We start from the raw sequence: 17,671 nt of genomic DNA on the forward strand, positions 1-17,671 counted from the left end.
TTCGGGCCGGGCCGGGGTGTGGGCGGGGCCCGAGAAGGCCCCCCCCCCCGCGGGCCGCGGGGGCGGGGGCCCCCGCCAGCCGGGCCCCCGGGGGCGCGGCGCCCGCGGGCGGCGGCGGTCCGGGCCGTCCCCTGACCCGGACGGCCCGGCCGCCGCCGACGAGCAGACCCCAGCCGCCCCCTACGACCGCGACGCCGACGACCCGGGTGACCCGGAGTCGGTCGCCCGGGCCATCTGCTTGCGGGCCCTGACCGGCGCGGCCCGGACGCGCCAGCAGCTGGCCGACCTGCTCGAGCGGCGCGGCGTCCCGGAGGAGGCCGCGACCGCGGTCCTCGACCGGTTCGGCGAGGTCGGGCTGATCGACGACGCGGCCTTCGCCCGCGCCTGGGTGACCTCCCGGCAGGCCGGCCGCGGGCTGGCGCGGCGGGCGCTGCGGGCCGAGCTGCGCGCCAAGGGCGTCGACGGCGAGGACGCCGAGCAGGCCCTCGCCCAGGTCGACGAGGAGGACGAGCGGGCCGCCGCCCGCCGGCTGGTGGAGCGCCGGCTCCCGGCGCTGCGCCGGGTGGACCGCGTCACCGCCACCCGCCGGCTGGTCGGGATGCTCGCGCGCAAGGGCTACAACGGCGGCCTGGCCGCGGGCGTGGTGCGCGAGGTCCTCGACGAGACCGGCTCCGGCACCGACGAGGACGGCGGCGACGGCTGGGCCGACGTCGACTCCTGAGCGGCCCCGTCCGCCCGGGCGGCCCCGTCGCTCCCACCCGCAGCGACGACGGCGGCCGGTCGCCCCAGGGGGCGACCGGCCGCCGTGGCCGTCGGTGGCGCGTTCAGCCCGCCAGCGGGCCGGCGACGGCGGGCACCGCCTCGGTCGGCCGCGCGGGCGGCTGAGCCGAACGCGCCGTCTGGAGCGGCATCGCCTGGGTCGGCAGGCCGGCGGCCGCGGGCCGGCCGGTCCACGCGGTGAGGTCCACGGCGACGCCGCCGGGTGCCTCGTCGTCGGACACCAGCCACTCGCCCTCGCCGTCCACGCGGGCGGCGAGCCACTGCCGGATGTGCTGCTCGAAGGTGCGGTCGGGCAGCACGGCCGGCCGGCTGACCGGGCCGAGGAAGGTCAGGTCGCGCTCGCTGCCGTCGGCGGCGCGCAGCACCACCCGGCAGCGGGCCCGCCGGTGCCGGGCCGGCGGCACGGCCTCGCGGACGACGGCGGTCTGGGCACCGGCGGCGACGGCGAACTGCGCGGCGGCCGCGCGCAGGCGGTTCACGAAGTCCTGGGCGACGTCGACCTGCCCCTCGGGCAGGCGCACCACCGAGGGCAGCGGCGGCACGGCGGGGCGGAGAGCGGTGTCCACGGATCCACTCTCGGCAGCCCCGCCGCACCGGCTGACCACCCGCGCGCCCGGGGGTGCGCCGCGGGGCGGACGGGACGCCGCGTGACCGTTCCGTGTCCCGCGGACACCCCGGGTCAGACCGGCCCGCCGCCCCCGTCCATCTCCGCGCTGGTGAGCGACTCGACCGGCTTGGCCGCGGCCGCCTTGGTGTTCCGCCGGGTGCGCTTCTCCACGTACCTGGCCAGCCAGGACAGCAGCACGTTGATCACGATGTAGATGACCGCGGCGGCCACGTACAGCTGGAACGTGTAGGTGTTGCCGAAGGAGAAGGCGAAGAACTCCACCAGGCTCCGGGCGGTCCGCAGCAGCTCGACGTAGCCGACGATGAAGCCCAGCGACGAGTCCTTGAGCAGCACGACCAGCTGGGCCACGAGCACCGGCAGCATCCGCCGCACCGCCTGCGGCAGCAGCACCAGCGTCATGACCTGCGTCTTGCGCATGCCCAGGGCGAAGGCCGCCTCCCGCTGCCCGCGGTCCACCGACAGGATGCCGGCGCGGAAGATCTCGGCCAGCACGGCCATGTTGTAGAGCGTCAGGCCGAGGACCAGCGCGCGGAACGCCGTCATCGGGACGCCGACGGTCGGCAGGAACAGCAGGCAGAACAGGATCAGGATCAGCAGCGGCACGGCGCGGAAGAACTCGATCACCACACCGACCGGTGCCCGCACCCAGGCGTGGTCGGACAGCCGCCCCACGGCGAGCAGCGCGCCGAACACGGTGGCCAGCACCATGCCGACGGCGGCCGCGGCGAGAGTGTTGAGCAGGCCCTCCCAGAGCGCCTGCGGCACCCCGGACGACGGGTCGAACAGGATCGCCCAGCGGTCGGGCTCGAGCTGGCCGTTGACGCCCAGGCGCCACAGCCCCCACCCGACGAGGGCCGCGATGAGCAGTGCGCCGACGACCGTGCCGATCCGCTGGCGGCGGCGGGCCTGCGGGCCGGGCAGGTCGAACAGGACGGTGCTGCTCATCGGACGATCGCCACCCGGTTCTCGACCACCCGGATCAGCCAGGCGGAGGGCAGTGTGATGACCAGGTAGCCGGCGACGACCGCGAGGAACACGGCGAGCAGCTGGTCGGCGTTGGTGTTGGCCAGCCGCTGCAGCGCGGCGGTCAGGTCGGTGACCGCGAAGCCGGCGGCGATGGAGGTGTTCTTCGCCAGCGCGATCCACACGTTGCCCAGCGGCGGCACCACGGTCCGGAAGGCCTGGGGCAGCACCACCTGGCGCAGCGACTGGCCGAAGGTCAGGCCCAGCGCCCGGGCGGCCTCCGCCTGTCCCGGCGGGACGGCGTTGATGCCCGAGCGCAGCGCCTCGCAGACGAACGCGGCGGTGTAGAGCGACAGCGCGGCCACGGCGGTGATGAACCGGCTCGGGAACTGCAGGTCGATCTGCACGATGCCGAACGCAAAGAAGAAGAACACCACCGTCAGCGGGGTGTTGCGGAAGACCTCGACGTAGAAGGTCGCCAGCCCGCGCAGCGGCGGCACGGGGCTCACCCGCATGCCCGCCAGCACGGTGCCCAGCACCAGGGAGCAGACGCCGCTGACGACGGCGAGGGAGAGCGTCGTCAGGAACGCGCTCCACAACAGGTCGGAGTTGTCGCTGAGGAACTGCACCGCGCCCTCGAGAGGTCGGGGACGGGGCGACGCCGCCGGGCGGGAGCCCGCCCGGCGGCGTCGCGGACGTCCGGGTCGAGTGGGGTCAGTACCGGTCGACCGTCGGCGGCTCGGGGGCCTCCTCGCCGGTGATGGAGCCGGCGGTGCGGTCCCACGCGTCGGCCCAGCGGCCGTCCTCGAAGGCCTCCTCGAGGACGTCGTTGACGAAGTTCCGGAACTCCGTGTCACCGAGCGCGAGCCCGATGCCGTAGGGCTCCTCGGTGAACGGGTTGCCCACCAGCTCGAAGGCGCCGTCGCTGCCGGCGACCAGGCCGGTGAGGATGACGTTGTCCGTCGTCACCGCCTGGACGTTGCCGTTGCGCAGGTCGTCCGCGCACTTGGAGTAGACGTCGTATGTCACCAGCTGGGCCTGCGGGTAGTTGTCCCGGATGTTCTGCGCGGGCGTCGAGCCCTCGACCGAGCACACCGTCTTCCCGGCCAGGTCGTCGGGGCCCTCGATGCCCTCGGGGTTGCCCTCGGCGACCATGATGTCCTGGCCGGCGATGTAGTACGGGCCGGCGAAGTCGACGACCTGCTTGCGCGCGTCGTTGATCGTGTAGGTGGCCACCACCATGTCGACCTGGCCGTTCTGGATGAACGGCTCGCGGTTGGCCGACACCGTCTCGGTCCAGGTGATGCCGTCCTCGGGGATGCCGAGCTCGGCGGCCACGATCTTGGCGATCTCGACGTCGAAGCCCTCCGGGCTCCCGGACTGCGGGTTCAGCAGGCCGAAGCCGGGCTGGTCGTACTTGGTGCCGATGGTGATGGCGCCGGCCTCGTTGAGCTCGGCCATGGTCGTGCCGGCCTCGAACTCGACGTCCTCCTGGACCTCGGCGGTGTTCTCGGCCGACTCCTCGGCCTGCGTGCCCGCCTCGCTGGAGCAGGCGGCCAGGGCCAGGCCGAGGGTGGCGAGGGCCGCGAGCCGTCGGGTGCTGCGCATGGGGTGTCCTCCCGGGTGGGTCAGTGGTTGAGGATCTTGGACAGGAAGTCGCGGGCCCGGTCCGAGCGCGGGCTGGTGAAGAACGTCTCCGGGTCGGAGGACTCGACGATCCGGCCGCCGTCCATGAACACGACCCGGTTGGCCGCCCGCCGGGCGAAGCCCATCTCGTGGGTGACGACGACCATCGTCATGCCCTCGCGGGCCAGCGAGGTCATGACGTCGAGGACCTCGTTGATCATCTCGGGGTCGAGGGCCGACGTCGGCTCGTCGAAGAGGATGACCTTGGGGTCCATGGCCAGGGCGCGGGCGATGGCCACGCGCTGCTGCTGACCGCCGGACAGCTGGGCGGGGTACTTGTCGGCCTGGTGCCCGACGCCGACCCGGTCGAGCAGCTCGCGCGCCCGCCGCTCGGCATCGGCCTTCGACATCCGGCGCACCCGCGTCGGGGCGAGGGTGACGTTCTCGAGGATCGTCTTGTGGGCGAACAGGTTGAAGCTCTGGAAGACCATCCCGACGTCGCTGCGCAGCCGGGCGAGCGCCTTGCCCTCCTCGGGCAGCTTCTCGCCGTCGATGCGGATCTCGCCCTGCTGGATGGCCTCCAGCCGGTTGATCGCGCGGCACAGCGTCGACTTGCCCGACCCGGACGGCCCGATGACCACGACGACCTCGCCGCGGTCGATCGACAGGTCGATGTCCTGCAACACGTGCAGCTCACCGAACCACTTGTTGACGCCGGTCAGCTGGACGAGAGGTCCTCCGGCTAGCTGGCTGGTCACGTCCGGAACCCTAGGGCCGCGGGCGGGCAGCGACCCCTCGGGGGCGTCACGGTGTAGTAACGAACGCGGTGACGCCGTGTGACCGTCGTCGCGCCGTACCCTCGCAGACGTCATGGGAACCGAGGTCGACAACCCGCCGCGCACCTACCGGGTGCGCACCTACGGGTGCCAGATGAACGTGCACGACTCCGAACGGCTGTCCGGGCTGCTGGAGGCCGCCGGCTACGCCGCCGCCCCGGAGGGCGAGGACGCCGACGTCGTCGTGCTCAACACCTGCGCGGTGCGGGAGAACGCCGACAACCGCCTCTACGGCAACCTCGGCCACCTGCGCCCGGTCAAGGACGCGCACCCGGGCATGCAGATCGCCGTCGGCGGGTGCCTGGCGCAGAAGGACCGCGGCGAGATCGTCGAGCGGGCGCCGTGGGTCGACGTCGTCTTCGGGACGCACAACGTGGGGTCGCTGCCGGCGCTGCTGGAGCGGGCCCGGCACAACGCCGAGGCGCAGGTGGAGATCGCCGAGGCGCTCGAGGTCTTCCCGTCGACGCTGCCGGCCAAGCGGGACTCCGCCTACTCCGGCTGGGTGTCGATCAGCGTCGGCTGCAACAACACCTGCACGTTCTGCATCGTCCCGGCGCTGCGCGGCAAGGAGAAGGACCGCCGGCCGGGGGAGATCCTGGCCGAGGTGCAGGCGCTGGTCGACCAGGGCGTGCTCGAGGTGACCCTGCTCGGGCAGAACGTGAACGCCTACGGCGTCGAGTTCCGCGACCGCGGGGCGTTCGCCGACCTGCTGCGTGCCACCGGTCGCATCGAGGGCCTGGAGCGGGTCCGGTTCACCAGCCCGCACCCGCGGGAGTTCACCGACGACGTCATCGGGGCGATGGCCGAGACGCCCGCGGTCTGCCACCAGCTGCACATGCCGCTGCAGTCCGGGTCGGACGACGTGCTGCGCCGGATGCGCCGCGGCTACCGGCAGGACCGCTACCTCGGCATCATCGACCGGGTCCGTGCCGCGATGCCCGACGCCGCGATCACCACCGACATCATCGTCGGGTTCCCCGGCGAGACCGAGGCCGACTTCGAGCAGACCCTCGAGGTGGTCCGCCGGGCCCGCTTCGCCAGCGCCTTCACCTTCCAGTACTCCAAGCGCCCCGGGACGCCGGCCGCCGGGATGGACGGCCAGCTGCCCAAGGAGGTCGTGCAGGAGCGCTACCTGCGGCTGACCGCGCTGCAGGACGAGATCAGCTGGGCGGAGAACCGGGCGCAGGTCGGCCGCAGGGTGGAGCTCCTGGCGGCGGCGGGGGAGGGCAGCAAGGACGCCCGTACCGGACGGATGAGCGGCCGCGCCCGTGACGGGCGGCTGGTGCACTTCGCCGGCGGCGACGGTGTCCGGCCCGGCGACGTCGTCGAGACCGTCGTCACCGCGGCGGCGCCGCACCACCTGGTCGCCGACGGCCCGCTGCTGTCGCACCGCCGCACCCGCGCCGGTGACGCGCACGAGGCCGGCACCCGCCCGACGACGCCCGGCGTGCTGCTCGGCATGCCGCGCATCGGCGCCCCGGCCTAGGAGCCGCACGGACGCGAGAGGCCCCGCCCGGGATCCGGGCGGCGCCTCTCGCGTGTGAGGTCAGCGGCGGGAGGACCGCTCGGCCTCGGCCAGCCACTCGCGGCGGGTCTCCAGGTCCGTCCGCGCCTGGGCGATCCGCTTCGCGTCCCCGGAGGCCTCGGCCTTGGCCAGCTGCTCCTCGGCCTTCGTGACGGCGGCCCGCATGGACGCGACCATCGGGTTCTCCGGCGCGGTGCGCACCCGGCCGGCGTCCGCGGCGCCGCGGACCCGCTGCTCGACGGCCTGCATGCGGTCCTCCAGCGAGCGCATCGCGCCGCGCGGCACGTGGCCGATGGCGTCGTAGCGCTCCTGGATCCGGCGCAGCGCGGCCTGGGCGCCGCGCAGGTCGGTCGACGGGTCGAGCTTCTCGGCCTCGGCCAGCAGTTCCTCCTTCGCCTGCTGGTTGGCCAGCTGCTCGGAGTTGCGCGCCTTGTCCGACTCGGCGCGGGCGGTGAAGAAGACGTCCTGCGCGGCGCGGAACTGCTTCCACAGGTCGTCGTCGCCGTCGCGGCCGGTGCGCGGCACCGCCTTCCAGCGGTCCATGAGCGACCGCATCGCGGCGCTGGTCGGGCCCCAGTCGGTCGACGTCGACAGCCGCTGCGCCTCGGCGATGAGCTCCTGCTTGGCCGCGCGGGCCTCGCCGCGCTGCGCGTCGAGGGCGGCGAAGTGCGCGCCGCGGCGGCGGCCGAAGGCGTCCCGGGCCGCGGCGAAGCGCGACCACAGCGCCTCGTCGGTCTTCCGGTCGATCCCGCGGATCGTCTTCCACTCCTCGACGATCGCCTTGAGCCGGTCGCCGGCGGCCTTCCACGACGTCGACTCCGCGGCGATCTGCTCCGCCTCGGCGGCCAGCGCCTCCTTGCGGGCGACCTGCGCGGCGCGGGCGGCGGCCTTCTCGGCGCGCGACTCGGCGGCGGCGGAGTCGGCGGTGCCGACCATCGCCCGGGCACGGGCGGCCAGGCCGTCGAGGTCGCCGACGGCGGTGGCGGTGGGGATGGTGTCGGCCAGCGCCTGCGCCTTGGCCTTGAGCTCGTTCGGGTTGCCGGTGTGCGCCTTGAGCCGCGCCTCGAGCAGCCTGACCTCGGTGGCCAGGTCGTCGTAGCGGCGGGCGAAGTGCGCCAGGCCCGCGGCCGGGTCGCCGGCCTGCCAGGAGCCGACCGCGCGCTCGCCGTCGGCGGTGCGCACGTAGACGGTGCCGTCCTCGTCGACCCGGCCCCACTGCGCGGGGTCCGACGCCGACTCGGCGGCCGGCGCGGTCACCACCCCGGCGGGCGGTGCGGTCTCGGGGGCAGGCGTCTCGGGGGCGGGGGTCTCCGGCGCGGCCTCGGGGGCGGTCCCTGCGGCGGGGGTCTCCGGCGCGGCCTCGGGGGCGGTCCCTGCGGCGGGGGTCTCCGGCGCGGCCTCGGGGGTGCTCTCGGCCGCCGTCGGGTCGGCCAGCGCCGCCGCGTCGGGGGTGGGCGCGGCGGGAGTCCCGGCCTCCGGGGCGACCGCGTCGGGACCCGCCGTCTCGGGCGAGGGGACCTGCTGCGACCCGTCTCCGGGGTTCGTCGTGCTCGACACGCACCGCAGTGTCCCACGCCGCATCGGCGAGACTGCTCCGGTGAGCAGCAGTCCCGCCGCGGCCGTCCCGGTCGCCTTCTGCCCGTGCCCGCCGCTGCTGCTCCCCGAGGTCGCCGGACGGGCCGCCGCGGACACCGCCGCGCTGCTGTCGGCCTGCACCGACGCGGTCGCCGCCCTGGCCGCCGCGCCGGGCCCGGTGGTCGTCGTCGGCCCCGACGCGGAGGGCCGCCACGGCGCGGGCGACGCCGGGGACCTGCGCGGGTTCGGCGTGGACGTCGAGGTGCCGCTGGACGGGGAGGTGCGGCCCGCGGGCCGGCCCCTGCCGCTGTCGCTGACCGTCGGTGCGTGGCTGCTGCGCCGCGCCGGGCACCCCGGCCCCCGGGTCGGCGTGGGCCCCGGCGACCTCGCCGCCGCCGTCGGTGAGCTGCCCGGTGCCGGCCTGCTGGTCATGGGCGACGGCTCGGCCCGCCGCAGCGAGAAGGCGCCCGGCCACTTCGACCCCGCCGCCGCGCCCTTCGACGCCGCCGTCGCCGCGGCGCTGGCCGCCGGGGACGCCGCCGCGCTCGCCGCGCTGGACCCGGCCGAGGGGGAGCGGCTGCTGGCGGCCGGCGTGCCGGCCTGGCGGGCGGTCGGTGCGCTGCTGGGCGGCCGGGACGTCACCGCGGAGCTGCGGTTCGACGGCGCGCCCTTCGGCGTCGGCTACCTCGTCGCGTCCTGGACGGTGCGGTGACGCCGCCGCCCGTCGTCGCCGTCGTGGGACCGACGGCGACCGGCAAGACCGCGCTCGCGGTGACGCTCGCGCAGCGGCTCGGCGGGGAGGTGGTCAACGCCGACTCGATGCAGCTCTACCGCGGCATGGACATCGGCACCGCCAAGCCCGACCTCGCCGAGCGGCGGGGCGTGCCGCACCACCTGCTCGACGTCTGGTCCGTGCGGCAGGCGGCGTCGGTGGCCGAGTACGCGCGGCTGGCCCGCGCCGAGATCGACCGGCTGCGCGCCTCCGGCGTCCTGCCGCTGCTGGTCGGCGGGTCCGGCCTGTACGTGCGCGCCGTCCTCGACGACCTCGACATGCCCGGGACCGACCCCGCCGTGCGAGCCCGGCTGCAGGCCGAGCTGGAGGAGTCCGGCCCCGCCGCGATGCACGCCCGGCTGGCCGCGGTCGACCCCGTCGCCGCGGCTGCGGTCCTGCCGTCGAACGGGCGGCGGATCGTGCGCGCGCTGGAGGTCGTGGAGATCACCGGCCGGCCGTTCCGCGCGACGCTGCCCGAGCCGCGGCCGCACTACCCGGCGGTGGTCGTCGGCCTGGACCGCGAGCCCGCCGAGCTCGACGAGCGGGTGGCCGTCCGGGTGGACCGGATGTGGGCCGCCGGCTTCGTCGCCGAGGTCGAGGCGCTGGTCGCCGAGGGCCTGCGCGAGGGACCCACCGCCTCGCGGGCGCTCGGGTACGCGCAGGTGCTCGCCCAGTTCGACGGCGAGCTGACGCCCGACGAGGCGCGCGAGCGGACGGTCGGCACCACCCGCCGCTTCGTCCGCCGGCAGCGGTCGTGGTTCCGCCGGGACGCGACGACGACGTGGTTCGACGCCGCCCGCCCCGACCTCGCCGACGCCGTCGGGGCGCTGCTCGCCGGCCGTACGATCGGGCGGTGAGCGACCGGTTCCTCCTCGGGCACGGCACCGAGAACGACTTCGTCGTCCTGCCCGACCCCGACGGGGACCGCTGGTCGGAGGACCGCCTCGACGCCGCCCTCGTGCAGCGGCTGTGCGAGCGCCGCGCCGGCCTCGGGGGCGACGGCGTCCTCCGGGTGGTGCGCAGCCGGCACGTGCCCGACGCCCCCGCCGTCCTCGGCGACGCCCTCGACGCCTGCGAGTGGTTCATGGACCACCGCAACGCCGACGGCTCGCACGCGGAGATGTGCGGCAACGGCATCCGGCTGTTCCTGCACGCCCTGGTCACCGAGGGCCTGCTCGACCGCGCCGCCTGCGCCGACGGCGTGCTGGTCGGCACCCGGGGCGGCCCGCGGCGGGTCGGTGCCGGCGCCGACGGCGCCTACTGGGTCGACATGGGCCCGGCCCGCCCGTTCGGCCGCGGCGAGGCCACCGTCGGCGGTCGGGCGTTCCCCGGGCAGGCGGTGTCGATGGGCAACCCGCACCTGGTCTGCCTCACCGACGCCGACCTCGACGCCCTGGACCTCACCCGGCAGCCCAGCTTCGACCCCGGCCTGTTCCCGGAGGGCGTCAACGTCGAGTTCGTGCGGGTGCTGGCGAACCCGGCCGAGGGCGCCGACGCGCACGTGCGGCTGCGGGTGCACGAGCGCGGGGTGGGGGAGACGCGCTCCTGCGGCACCGGCGCCTGCGCGACGGCGTACGCGGCGCTGGCGGCCGGCTCCGAGGAGCCCCAGCGCGGCACCGTCGTCGTCGACGTCCCCGGTGGCCGGCTCACGGTGGACGTCTCCCCGGAGACGACGGTGCTGCGCGGTCCCGCCGTCGTCGTCGCCTCCGGAGAGCTGACCCGGGAGTGGCTGGACTCCTAGGGGTTGTCCGGGGTGTCCGCGCGGGTCCCGGGCTCGTCGGTGGGCGCCTCCGGCTTGTCGGCCGGGCCGGTGTTGCCGGTGCCGCGCGGCTCGCCGCGGCCGGTGTCCTGGTCGGCGCCGCCGAAGGGGTTGCGCGGCGGGTCCAGGCCCACCGGGTCGCGGCCGGGGTCGTCGGTGCCGGTGTCGCTGCTGGTGCTCACGGTGCCTCCCTGCGTCGTGGTCGTCGTCCCGACCTACCCGGCTCCCGGCGGGATGCACTCGGGCCCTTCCGGTGTTGCACCGTTCGTATGACGACTGCACAGACGACAACCCACGTGACCGCTGACGACGCGCGTGTCACGCTGGACGTGATGACGACCGCCCCCGAGAGCACCCCGCTCGACGACGACACGCTCGCCGAGACCCGTCCCGCGCCGGCCGGCCCGTGGGACGAGGACGACGACACGACCGGCTCCTACGCGCTCGAGGCCCGTGGCGCGCTGCGCCGCGTCGCCGGGCTCTCCACCGAGCTCGCCGACGTCACCGAGGTCGAGTACCGGCAGCTGCGCCTCGAGCGCGTCGTGCTCGTCGGCGTGTGGACCGAGGGCACCCAGGCCGACGCCGACCGCTCGCTGGCCGAGCTCGCCGCGCTCGCCGAGACCGCGGGTTCGCAGGTGCTCGAGGCGGTGAGCCAGCGGCGGGACAAGCCCGACGCCGGCACGTACGTGGGCTCGGGCAAGGCGAACGAGATCCGCGACATCGTCGCCGCGACCGGCGCGGACACGGTGATCTGCGACGGCGAGCTGACCCCCGGCCAGCTGAACGCGCTGGAGAAGACCCTCAAGGTCAAGGTGGTCGACCGGACCGCGCTGATCCTCGACATCTTCGCCCAGCACGCCACCAGCCGGGAGGGCAAGGCCCAGGTCGAGCTGGCGCAGATGCAGTACATGCTGCCGCGCCTGCGCGGCTGGGGTGAGTCGCTGTCCCGGCAGGCCGGTGGCCGCGTCGCCGGCGGTGGCGGCATCGGTACCCGCGGTCCCGGTGAGACGAAGATCGAGACCGACCGACGGCGGATCCGGTCGCGGGTGAGCAAGCTGCGCCGCGAGATCGCCGGCATGGCCACCGCCCGGGCCACCCAGCGCTCGGCGCGCGACCGGCACGCCGTCCCGAGCGTGGCGATCGCCGGGTACACCAACGCCGGCAAGTCCAGCCTGCTCAACCGGCTGACCGGCGCCGGCGTGCTGGTCGAGAACGCGCTGTTCGCCACCCTGGACCCGACGGTGCGCCGCGCGCAGTCGCCCGACGGCCGCGAGTACACGCTCACCGACACCGTCGGGTTCGTGCGGCACCTGCCGCACCAGCTCGTCGACGCGTTCCGCTCGACGCTGGAGGAGGTGGCCGGCGCCGACCTGCTGCTGCACGTCGTCGACGGCTCCGACCCCGACCCGCTCGGCCAGATCGACGCGGTGCACGTGGTGCTGCGCGAGATCGACGCCGCCGCGGTGCCGGAGCTGATCGTCGTCAACAAGGTCGACGCCATGACCGAGGACGACGTGCTGACCCTGCGCCGGGCGCTGCCCGGGGCCGTGTGGGTCTCCGCGCGCACCGGCGAGGGCATCGAGCAGCTGCGCGAGATCGTGTCCGCCCGGCTGCCGCACCCGGACGTCGAGGTCGAGGTGCTCGTGCCCTACGACCGCGGCGACCTGGTCTCCCGCGTCCACCGCGACGGCGAGGTGCTCAGCGAGGAGCACGAGGCCGGCGGCACCCGGCTGACCGCCCGCGTCGACGGCGGCCTGGCCGCCGCTCTCGAGCGGTTCGCCGTCCCGGTCGGCTGACCGTCTCCCGCACCCCCGCCCGCCCGGGTGCCCGGCTCCGCGCCGGGTGCCCGGGCGGCTCGCCGTTCCGCCCCGCCGAGGTCACGGGCGGGTCACGGCCCGGTACCGTGATCGCGTGACCAGCGGCGTGGTGCGGCGCAGCCCCGGCGCGCCGACCGGGCGCCCGGAGCGGGCCACCGCCCGCCCGGAGCCGGTGGTGGGGAGCGGGCGCCCGCCGTGGTGGCTGCTGGTCGTGGCGTTCGCGGTCACCGTCGGGGTCACCGTCGACCTGCTCAGCCGCGGGGTGCTCGAGCGGCTGGACCTCGAGGTGTCCGAGGTGGTCAGCGCCTGGGACCTGCGCGACTCCCCGGCCTACTGGCCGGTCTGGGCGGTCACCCAGATCGGCGGCCGCGGCACCATCCTCATCGTGCTGGCCGCCCTGGTCGGCTGGCTGTGCGTGCGCGAGCGGACGGTGCTGCCGCTGCTGCGGGTGGTCACCGCACTGGCGCTGCTCACCGTCGTCGTCTACGCGTTCAAGTTCGGCACCGGCCGCACCGCCCCCGCCTATCCCGGTTCCTTCTTCCACCGCGACGGCGCCAGCTACCCCTCCGGGCACGTGGCCAACGCCGTGCTCATGTGGGGCGTGGCGCGCTGGCAGGCGGTCGAGTACGGACTCGGGCCGCGGGTGCAGCGCACCCTGTGGTGGCTGGCCGTCGTCGGGCCGGTGGCCACCGGGATCGCGATGGTCTCGCTGGACTTCCACTGGGTCACCGACGCCGTGGTGGGCGCGGCCGTCGGGCTGCTGCTGCTGGGCGTGGTTCACGCACTCGACGCGCTGGTGCTGTCACGCTGGGCGAGTGCCCGGTCCGGCCGCCCGTCCGCGTAGCACCGTCCGGCGGGCACCGGCCGTCCTGCTGACCGCGGGCCTGCTCGCCCTCCGGGCGGCCCCGGCCGCGGCCGAGGAGCCGGCCGCTCCCTCGGTCCGCTGCCAGGTGACCGACCCGCGGCTGGCCGAGCTCTCCGGCCTGGTGGACGTCGGCGACCGGATGCTCGCCGTGGTCGACGGCGGGGACGAGGTCGCCGTGTACGTGCTCGACGGCGCGTGCCAGGTCGTCGACGTGACCACCGCGCCGGTGGACCCCTACGACCCCGAGGACCTCGGCGTCGGCCCCGACGGCACGGTGTGGCTGGCCGACACCGGCGACAACACCACCGTCCGGACGACGGTCGCGCTCGTCGCGCTGCGGCCCGACGGCGGGACGGCGCTGCACCGGCTGACCTACCCCGACGGCCCGCACGACGCCGAGGCGCTGCTGCTCGCCCCCGACGGGACCCCGTACATCGTGACCAAGGAGGTGCTCGGCGCCAGCCACGTCTACCGGCCGGCGGCGCCGCTGGTCGACGGCGGCACGGTCGCGCTGGCCGACGTCGGCACCGTCGCGTTCACCCTCACCGGCACGCCCGGCGGTCCCGTGGGCCGGGCCGGGCAACTGCTGGTCACCGGCGGGGCGGTCGCCCGCGACGGCAGCCGGATCGCGCTGCGCACCTACACCGACGCCTACGTCTGGCCGCTCGCCGGGGCCGACGTCCCGGGGGCGCTGGCCGGCGAGCCGGTGCGGATCGCCCTGCCCGAGGCACCGCAGGGGGAGGCCGTGTCGTTCACCGCGGACGGCAGCGCGCTGCTGGTGGCCGGCGAGGGCCTCCCCGGGGACGTGACCGCGGTGCCGGTCCCGGCGGGGTCCGCGCCGCCCACGACGGCGGCGCCCCCCGCGGCCGACCCGTCGCCGTCGGCCCTGCTCGGCGGGGACGCCGGGGGCCTGTCGCCGGTGGCCGCCGGCGTGGCCGCCGCCGTCGTCGCGACCGCGCTGGTGTGGATCGGCGGGCGGCTGCGCCGCCGCCGGTCCGGTGGTCCGCCCGCCGGCGCCTGAGCTCCGGCACCGGCGGGGACCTGCGGCTCAGACCCGCCGCAGGACGGTGACGACGCGGCCGAGGACGGTGGCCTCGTCGCCGGGGATCGGCTCGTAGGCCGGGTTGTGCGGCAGCAGCCAGACGTGCCCGTCGCGGCGCTTGTACGTCTTGACCGTGGCCTCGCCGTCGAGCATCGCGGCGACGATCTCGCCGTTCTCGGCGGTGGGCTGCTGGCGGACGACGACCCAGTCGCCGTCGCAGATGGCCGCGTCGACCATCGAGTCACCGGCGACGCGCAGCATGAACAGCGTGCCCTCGCCGACGAGCTCGCGGGGGAGCGGGAAGACGTCCTCGACGGCCTGCTCGGCGAGCACCGGGCCACCGGCCGCGATCCGCCCGACCAGCGGGACGTAGGTGGGGGCCGCCGAGCCGTCGGCGGCCGCGGCGGGCGCCGCCGGGGCGGACTCGCCCGCGGTCTCACCGGGCAGCCGGACGTCGAGTGCGCGGGGCCGGTTGGGGTCGCGCCGCAGCCAGCCCTTCTTCTGCAGCACCGACAGCTGGTGGGCGACCGACGACGCCGAGGACAGGCCGACCGCCTCGCCGATCTCGCGGACCGAGGGGGGGTAGCCACGCCGCTCGATCGAGTCGCGGATGACCTCGAGGACCCGGCGCTGCCGCTGGGTCAGGCCGTCGCCGCCCTCGCCCCGGTCGGGGAAGGTGCGCACGGCGCCCGTGCCGTCCGCGCCGGCACCGCGCTCGGCGGCCGGACGGCGGGTCGCCGCGCCGCCGCCCCGGGTGCCCTGGCCGGTCCCGCTCGTGCCCGCCACGTCTCCTCCTCGCCGGCCGCGTCCCCGCGGCCCGTCCGTCGCCCTCCCGGCCGGGGCCGGTCGGCGGGCGGTGCGCCCGCACGGACCGTAGCGCGCCGGCGCCGCAGGTTCAAACGTGTGTTCGAAGGACACGCCGCGCCGCTCTCGCACTCGTCGGACCCGTGCGGTAGACATCCGGACAGACGTTCGATCGAACACGCGTTCGATGCGGTGGACCCGATCTGGAGGAGCGGTCATGGGCAGCGTGCGGCAGGCAGTGCTCGAGTTCGACGCGGCGGTCCGGGTCCCGTGGCGGCCGCCGCTCCGCGGGGAGGGCGGGACGGCCGCCGGCGGGGGCCGGTCGGTCCCGGCTCGCGCCGACCGGCCGGCGCCGCGGGCGGGCCTGCCGGGCTCGGGTCCCCGCGTCGCGGGGCACCTGCGGCCGGTGCCCGACCGTCCCGCGGCGGCTCCCGCGCGCACCGCCGGGCCGGCCGCCGAGGGGCCGCGCACCCGTCGCGACCCGGCCCGCCCCAGCGGGCGGCCGGTGCGCTCGGAGCCCGCCCGGGCCGCCGTCCGCACGCGGTGCGCGCCGGCCCCGGCGCCGGTGCGGCTGACCCGTCGCGGGCGCCGCCTGGTCACCGTGCTGGTCCTCGCCGCCGGCGTCGGCGGGGCCGCCCTCGGCCGGGGGGTCCTCGCCCCTGATGACGGCCTGCGCCTGGCCGGCGAGAGCAGCGTCGTGGTCGAGAGCGGTGACACGGTGTGGTCGATCGCCGCGGAGGTCGCCGGCCCCGGCCAGGACGTGCGCGCGGTGGTCGACGCGATCGAGGAGCTCAACGACCTGGAGGCGGCGGTCGTCGTCCCCGGCCAGGTGCTGCGCCTGCCGTAGGCGCTCCGCCGGCGGCCGGGCGGCCGGAACTGACGAGGCGGACCTCCCCGGTTCGTCAACCATCGGCGGTCGCGTCGCTCACGCACTGAGTGCAGACCAACACTTACGGTGAGGACCGTGTCAGCAGCCGTGAACAGCCAGGCAGCGGTGTCCTTCGGGTCCCCACAGGACGTCGAGGTGTTCGTGAACAGCAGCTGGGTGCCCGGCGCGATGCTCGGCTGGCGACACGACGACGCCGGCGTGTGCGAGGCCTGGGTGCGGTTGCGGACCGACGTCCCCGAGGTGGTCGAGGGTGCCGGCACCTGGGTGGGGCTGGCCGACGTGCGACTGCCCGAACGGCACCTCGCGCCGGCGCCCGAGGCCCCGCCGGCAGCCGTGGCGGCATCGGACCGGGCGGCAGGCCCTGCGCTCGAGCGCTCCCGCCGAGCACGTCGACACGGCCTCGACATGACCGCCGAGATGCCCGCCGTCGGCGGTGGCGCGGGCCGGCACCGCGCACGGGCCGTCCACGGCGCCGGGCGGCACCGCGCCGTCACGGCGGAGATGCCCGCCGTCGCCCTCGGGTCCGTGGCCGCACCTCCCGCTGCCGACACCCTCGCCGAGGACGCCCGCCTCTACACCCGGCCGATCCGCCTCGGGGACCTGGTGCCGCACCCCCGCGGCGGCCGCCCCGCCGTCCGCCCGACCGTCTGACCCGCCGCGGGGGCGAGTGCTCCCGGGGCCCGTGGTTCCCGTGCCGGCGTCCCGCCGGCGATCCGGGCGGGCGTCCGCGCGCCATCGCAGGCGCTCGTGGACGCCCTCCTGACGGGCGGTCGATACACCCACCCGCCCCCTCCCGCGCGCCGACACGCGCGGCGTCCCGGCGTGTCGTGTGACGGGAGGGGACCCTGCTCGCCCCTGGTCACCACGGGGTCACGGCCGGATCTCGACGGAAGAGACACGCGGGTTCTCGTCTTGCAGATGTAGTGGAGCGGGGCCTACTGTCCCCCTACATCTAGTAGTTGCACCGATGGAAGTCCTCCACAGGCCGTCCTCAGGACCTCCACGGGGTGTCCACCGGATGTCCCCAGAGGGGTCCACAGACAGACGCAGACGGGCGGGTCCGGCAGGGCCGGACGAGCCCGTCGGCACCAGCCGCCCGACCGGGTCCCCGGTCCGGTCTCCCGCGGAGGAGGTGAACCGCAGTGCGCTGCCCGTTCTGCCACAACCCCGACAGCCGCGTGATCGACTCGCGCGAGGCCGACGAGGGGGCAACCACCCGTCGCCGCCGCTCGTGCCCGGCCTGCGGCCGCCGTTTCACCACCGTCGAGGAGGCGGTGCTCGCCGTCGTCAAGCGCAGCGGGGTGAGCGAGCCGTTCAACCGGACCAAGGTCGTCGCCGGCGTGCGGCGCGCCTGCCAGGGCCGGCCGGTCGACGAGGACCAGCTCCAGCAGCTGGCCCAGCAGGTGGAGGACGCGATCCGCGCCAGCGGCGTGGCCGAGGTCCCCAGCCACGAGGTCGGGCTGGCCATCCTGCAGCCGCTGCGCGAGCTCGACGAGGTCGCCTACCTGCGCTTCGCCAGCGTCTACCGCGCCTTCACCTCGGTCGAGGACTTCGAGAAGGAGATCACCGAGCTGCGGGCCCGCCACCACCGCGGCGGCACCCCGCCGCTGCCCGGGCTGCAGATCGAGCCGCCGGCGCCGCGCCGGCGCGGCTCCGCCCGCACCCCCTCCACCGCCCGCGACGGCTGACCGCCGCCCGCGCGACCAGACGTGCGCCGGCAGCGTCGCCGGCCCTCCCAGCACCACCGAAACCGTCAGCAGCACCGGATAGGAACAGGGCGGCTCTCTTCC

19 protein-coding genes are annotated in these 17,671 nt (G+C 76.1%); 11 read left to right on the plus strand and 8 right to left on the minus strand.

Annotated elements, in window-relative coordinates:
* Nucleotides 1–16 precede the first annotated feature (16 nt).
* Nucleotides 17–721: a regulatory protein RecX gene (locus ACI798_RS17210; RefSeq protein ID WP_457048529.1), complete on the plus strand. Its 705-nt coding sequence runs from the start codon at nucleotides 17–19 to the stop codon at nucleotides 719–721.
* Nucleotides 722–824: 103 nt separating this feature from the next.
* On the opposite strand, the gene ACI798_RS17215 is transcribed toward ACI798_RS17210, so the two are convergent.
* The 5 genes from ACI798_RS17215 to ACI798_RS17235 form a co-directional block, all read right to left on the minus strand.
* Nucleotides 825–1,346: a hypothetical protein gene (locus ACI798_RS17215; protein WP_457048485.1), complete on the minus strand. Its 522-nt coding sequence runs from the start codon at nucleotides 1,344–1,346 to the stop codon at nucleotides 825–827.
* Nucleotides 1,347–1,459: 113 nt separating this feature from the next.
* On the minus strand, nucleotides 1,460–2,353 hold the full coding sequence (locus tag ACI798_RS17220) for an amino acid ABC transporter permease (RefSeq protein ID WP_456943553.1): 894 nt from the start codon (nucleotides 2,351–2,353) through the stop codon (nucleotides 1,460–1,462).
* Nucleotides 2,350–3,000, minus strand: coding sequence for an amino acid ABC transporter permease (locus ACI798_RS17225; RefSeq protein ID WP_456943554.1), 651 nt, complete (start codon nucleotides 2,998–3,000; stop codon nucleotides 2,350–2,352). The genes ACI798_RS17220 and ACI798_RS17225 overlap by 4 nt, the downstream gene beginning before the upstream one ends.
* An 85-nt stretch (nucleotides 3,001–3,085) precedes the next feature.
* The gene (locus ACI798_RS17230) at nucleotides 3,086–3,979 is read right to left on the minus strand and encodes a glutamate ABC transporter substrate-binding protein (protein ID WP_456943555.1); all 894 of its coding nucleotides are present in this window, start codon (nucleotides 3,977–3,979) and stop codon (nucleotides 3,086–3,088) included.
* Between the two features lie 20 nt (nucleotides 3,980–3,999).
* The gene (locus ACI798_RS17235; RefSeq protein WP_456943556.1) at nucleotides 4,000–4,755 is read right to left on the minus strand and encodes an amino acid ABC transporter ATP-binding protein; all 756 of its coding nucleotides are present in this window, start codon (nucleotides 4,753–4,755) and stop codon (nucleotides 4,000–4,002) included.
* Nucleotides 4,756–4,867: 112 nt separating this feature from the next.
* Between ACI798_RS17235 and miaB the strand changes: the two genes are divergently transcribed.
* Nucleotides 4,868–6,319, plus strand: coding sequence for a tRNA (N6-isopentenyl adenosine(37)-C2)-methylthiotransferase MiaB (gene miaB, locus ACI798_RS17240; protein ID WP_457048486.1), 1,452 nt, complete (start codon nucleotides 4,868–4,870; stop codon nucleotides 6,317–6,319).
* Nucleotides 6,320–6,379: 60 nt separating this feature from the next.
* On the opposite strand, the gene ACI798_RS17245 is transcribed toward miaB, so the two are convergent.
* Nucleotides 6,380–7,915, minus strand: a complete 1,536-nt coding sequence (locus ACI798_RS17245) for a DUF349 domain-containing protein (protein WP_457048487.1) — start codon at nucleotides 7,913–7,915, stop codon at nucleotides 6,380–6,382.
* A gap of 40 nt (nucleotides 7,916–7,955) precedes the next feature.
* On the opposite strand from ACI798_RS17245, the gene ACI798_RS17250 reads away from it, so the two are divergent.
* The 3 genes from ACI798_RS17250 to dapF are packed head-to-tail and all read left to right on the plus strand — an operon-like array spanning nucleotide 7,956 to nucleotide 10,446.
* The gene (locus ACI798_RS17250; RefSeq protein WP_457048488.1) at nucleotides 7,956–8,645 is read left to right on the plus strand and encodes a hypothetical protein; all 690 of its coding nucleotides are present in this window, start codon (nucleotides 7,956–7,958) and stop codon (nucleotides 8,643–8,645) included.
* Nucleotides 8,642–9,562, plus strand: a complete 921-nt coding sequence (gene miaA, locus ACI798_RS17255; protein ID WP_457048489.1) for a tRNA (adenosine(37)-N6)-dimethylallyltransferase MiaA — start codon at nucleotides 8,642–8,644, stop codon at nucleotides 9,560–9,562. The genes ACI798_RS17250 and miaA overlap by 4 nt, the downstream gene beginning before the upstream one ends.
* Nucleotides 9,559–10,446 (plus strand): diaminopimelate epimerase, encoded by an 888-nt coding sequence (gene dapF, locus ACI798_RS17260; RefSeq protein WP_456942682.1) that lies wholly within the window; start codon nucleotides 9,559–9,561, stop codon nucleotides 10,444–10,446. Before miaA ends, dapF begins: the two co-directional genes overlap by 4 nt.
* Here the strand turns inward: dapF and ACI798_RS17265 are convergent.
* A complete protein-coding gene (locus tag ACI798_RS17265; RefSeq protein WP_456942683.1) occupies nucleotides 10,443–10,646 on the minus strand; it encodes a hypothetical protein in 204 nt (67 codons plus the stop codon). The two genes, dapF and ACI798_RS17265, sit on opposite strands and share 4 nt — an antisense overlap.
* A 150-nt stretch (nucleotides 10,647–10,796) precedes the next feature.
* Here ACI798_RS17265 and hflX point away from each other — a divergent pair, with 150 nt between their 5' ends.
* The 3 genes from hflX (at nucleotide 10,797) to ACI798_RS17280 (ending at nucleotide 14,167) form a co-directional block, all read left to right on the plus strand.
* The gene (gene hflX, locus ACI798_RS17270; protein WP_457048490.1) at nucleotides 10,797–12,260 is read left to right on the plus strand and encodes a GTPase HflX; all 1,464 of its coding nucleotides are present in this window, start codon (nucleotides 10,797–10,799) and stop codon (nucleotides 12,258–12,260) included.
* 115 nt (nucleotides 12,261–12,375) lie between these two features.
* Nucleotides 12,376–13,125: a phosphatase PAP2 family protein gene (locus tag ACI798_RS17275; RefSeq protein WP_456942685.1), complete on the plus strand. Its 750-nt coding sequence runs from the start codon at nucleotides 12,376–12,378 to the stop codon at nucleotides 13,123–13,125.
* Nucleotides 13,097–14,167: a hypothetical protein gene (locus ACI798_RS17280; protein WP_457048491.1), complete on the plus strand. Its 1,071-nt coding sequence runs from the start codon at nucleotides 13,097–13,099 to the stop codon at nucleotides 14,165–14,167. Before ACI798_RS17275 ends, ACI798_RS17280 begins: the two co-directional genes overlap by 29 nt.
* A 27-nt stretch (nucleotides 14,168–14,194) precedes the next feature.
* Here the strand turns inward: ACI798_RS17280 and lexA are convergent, their stop codons facing one another.
* Complete coding sequence (gene lexA / locus ACI798_RS17285; RefSeq protein WP_457048492.1) at nucleotides 14,195–14,974, minus strand: transcriptional repressor LexA; 780 nt, start codon at nucleotides 14,972–14,974, stop codon at nucleotides 14,195–14,197.
* 235 nt (nucleotides 14,975–15,209) lie between these two features.
* Here lexA and ACI798_RS17290 point away from each other — a divergent pair, with 235 nt between their 5' ends.
* The 3 genes from ACI798_RS17290 to nrdR all read left to right on the plus strand — a co-directional run bounded on the left by ACI798_RS17290 (nucleotide 15,210) and on the right by nrdR (nucleotide 17,569).
* On the plus strand, nucleotides 15,210–15,839 hold the full coding sequence (locus ACI798_RS17290; RefSeq protein ID WP_457048493.1) for a LysM peptidoglycan-binding domain-containing protein: 630 nt from the start codon (nucleotides 15,210–15,212) through the stop codon (nucleotides 15,837–15,839).
* Between the two features lie 117 nt (nucleotides 15,840–15,956).
* Entirely contained in the window at nucleotides 15,957–16,532 is a 576-nt protein-coding gene (locus ACI798_RS17295) for a hypothetical protein (RefSeq protein ID WP_457048494.1), read from the plus strand.
* 491 nt (nucleotides 16,533–17,023) lie between these two features.
* Entirely contained in the window at nucleotides 17,024–17,569 is a 546-nt protein-coding gene (nrdR, locus tag ACI798_RS17300; protein ID WP_387992657.1) for a transcriptional regulator NrdR, read from the plus strand.
* Nucleotides 17,570–17,671 lie beyond the last annotated feature (102 nt).

The organism is Geodermatophilus sp. SYSU D01045 (assembly GCF_054050295.1).

Excerpts from the sequence above, each read along its gene's own strand:
- ACI798_RS17220 (WP_456943553.1), bottom strand. The coding sequence starts at position 2,353 with ATGAGCAGCACCGTCCTGTTCGACCTGCCCGGCCCGCAGGCCCGCCGC.
- ACI798_RS17230 (WP_456943555.1), bottom strand. The coding sequence starts at position 3,979 with ATGCGCAGCACCCGACGGCTCGCGGCCCTCGCCACCCTCGGCCTGGCC.
- miaB (WP_457048486.1), top strand. The coding sequence starts at position 4,868 with ATGGGAACCGAGGTCGACAACCCGCCGCGCACCTACCGGGTGCGCACC.
- hflX (WP_457048490.1), top strand. The coding sequence starts at position 10,797 with ATGACGACCGCCCCCGAGAGCACCCCGCTCGACGACGACACGCTCGCC.
- ACI798_RS17290 (WP_457048493.1), top strand. The coding sequence starts at position 15,210 with ATGGGCAGCGTGCGGCAGGCAGTGCTCGAGTTCGACGCGGCGGTCCGG.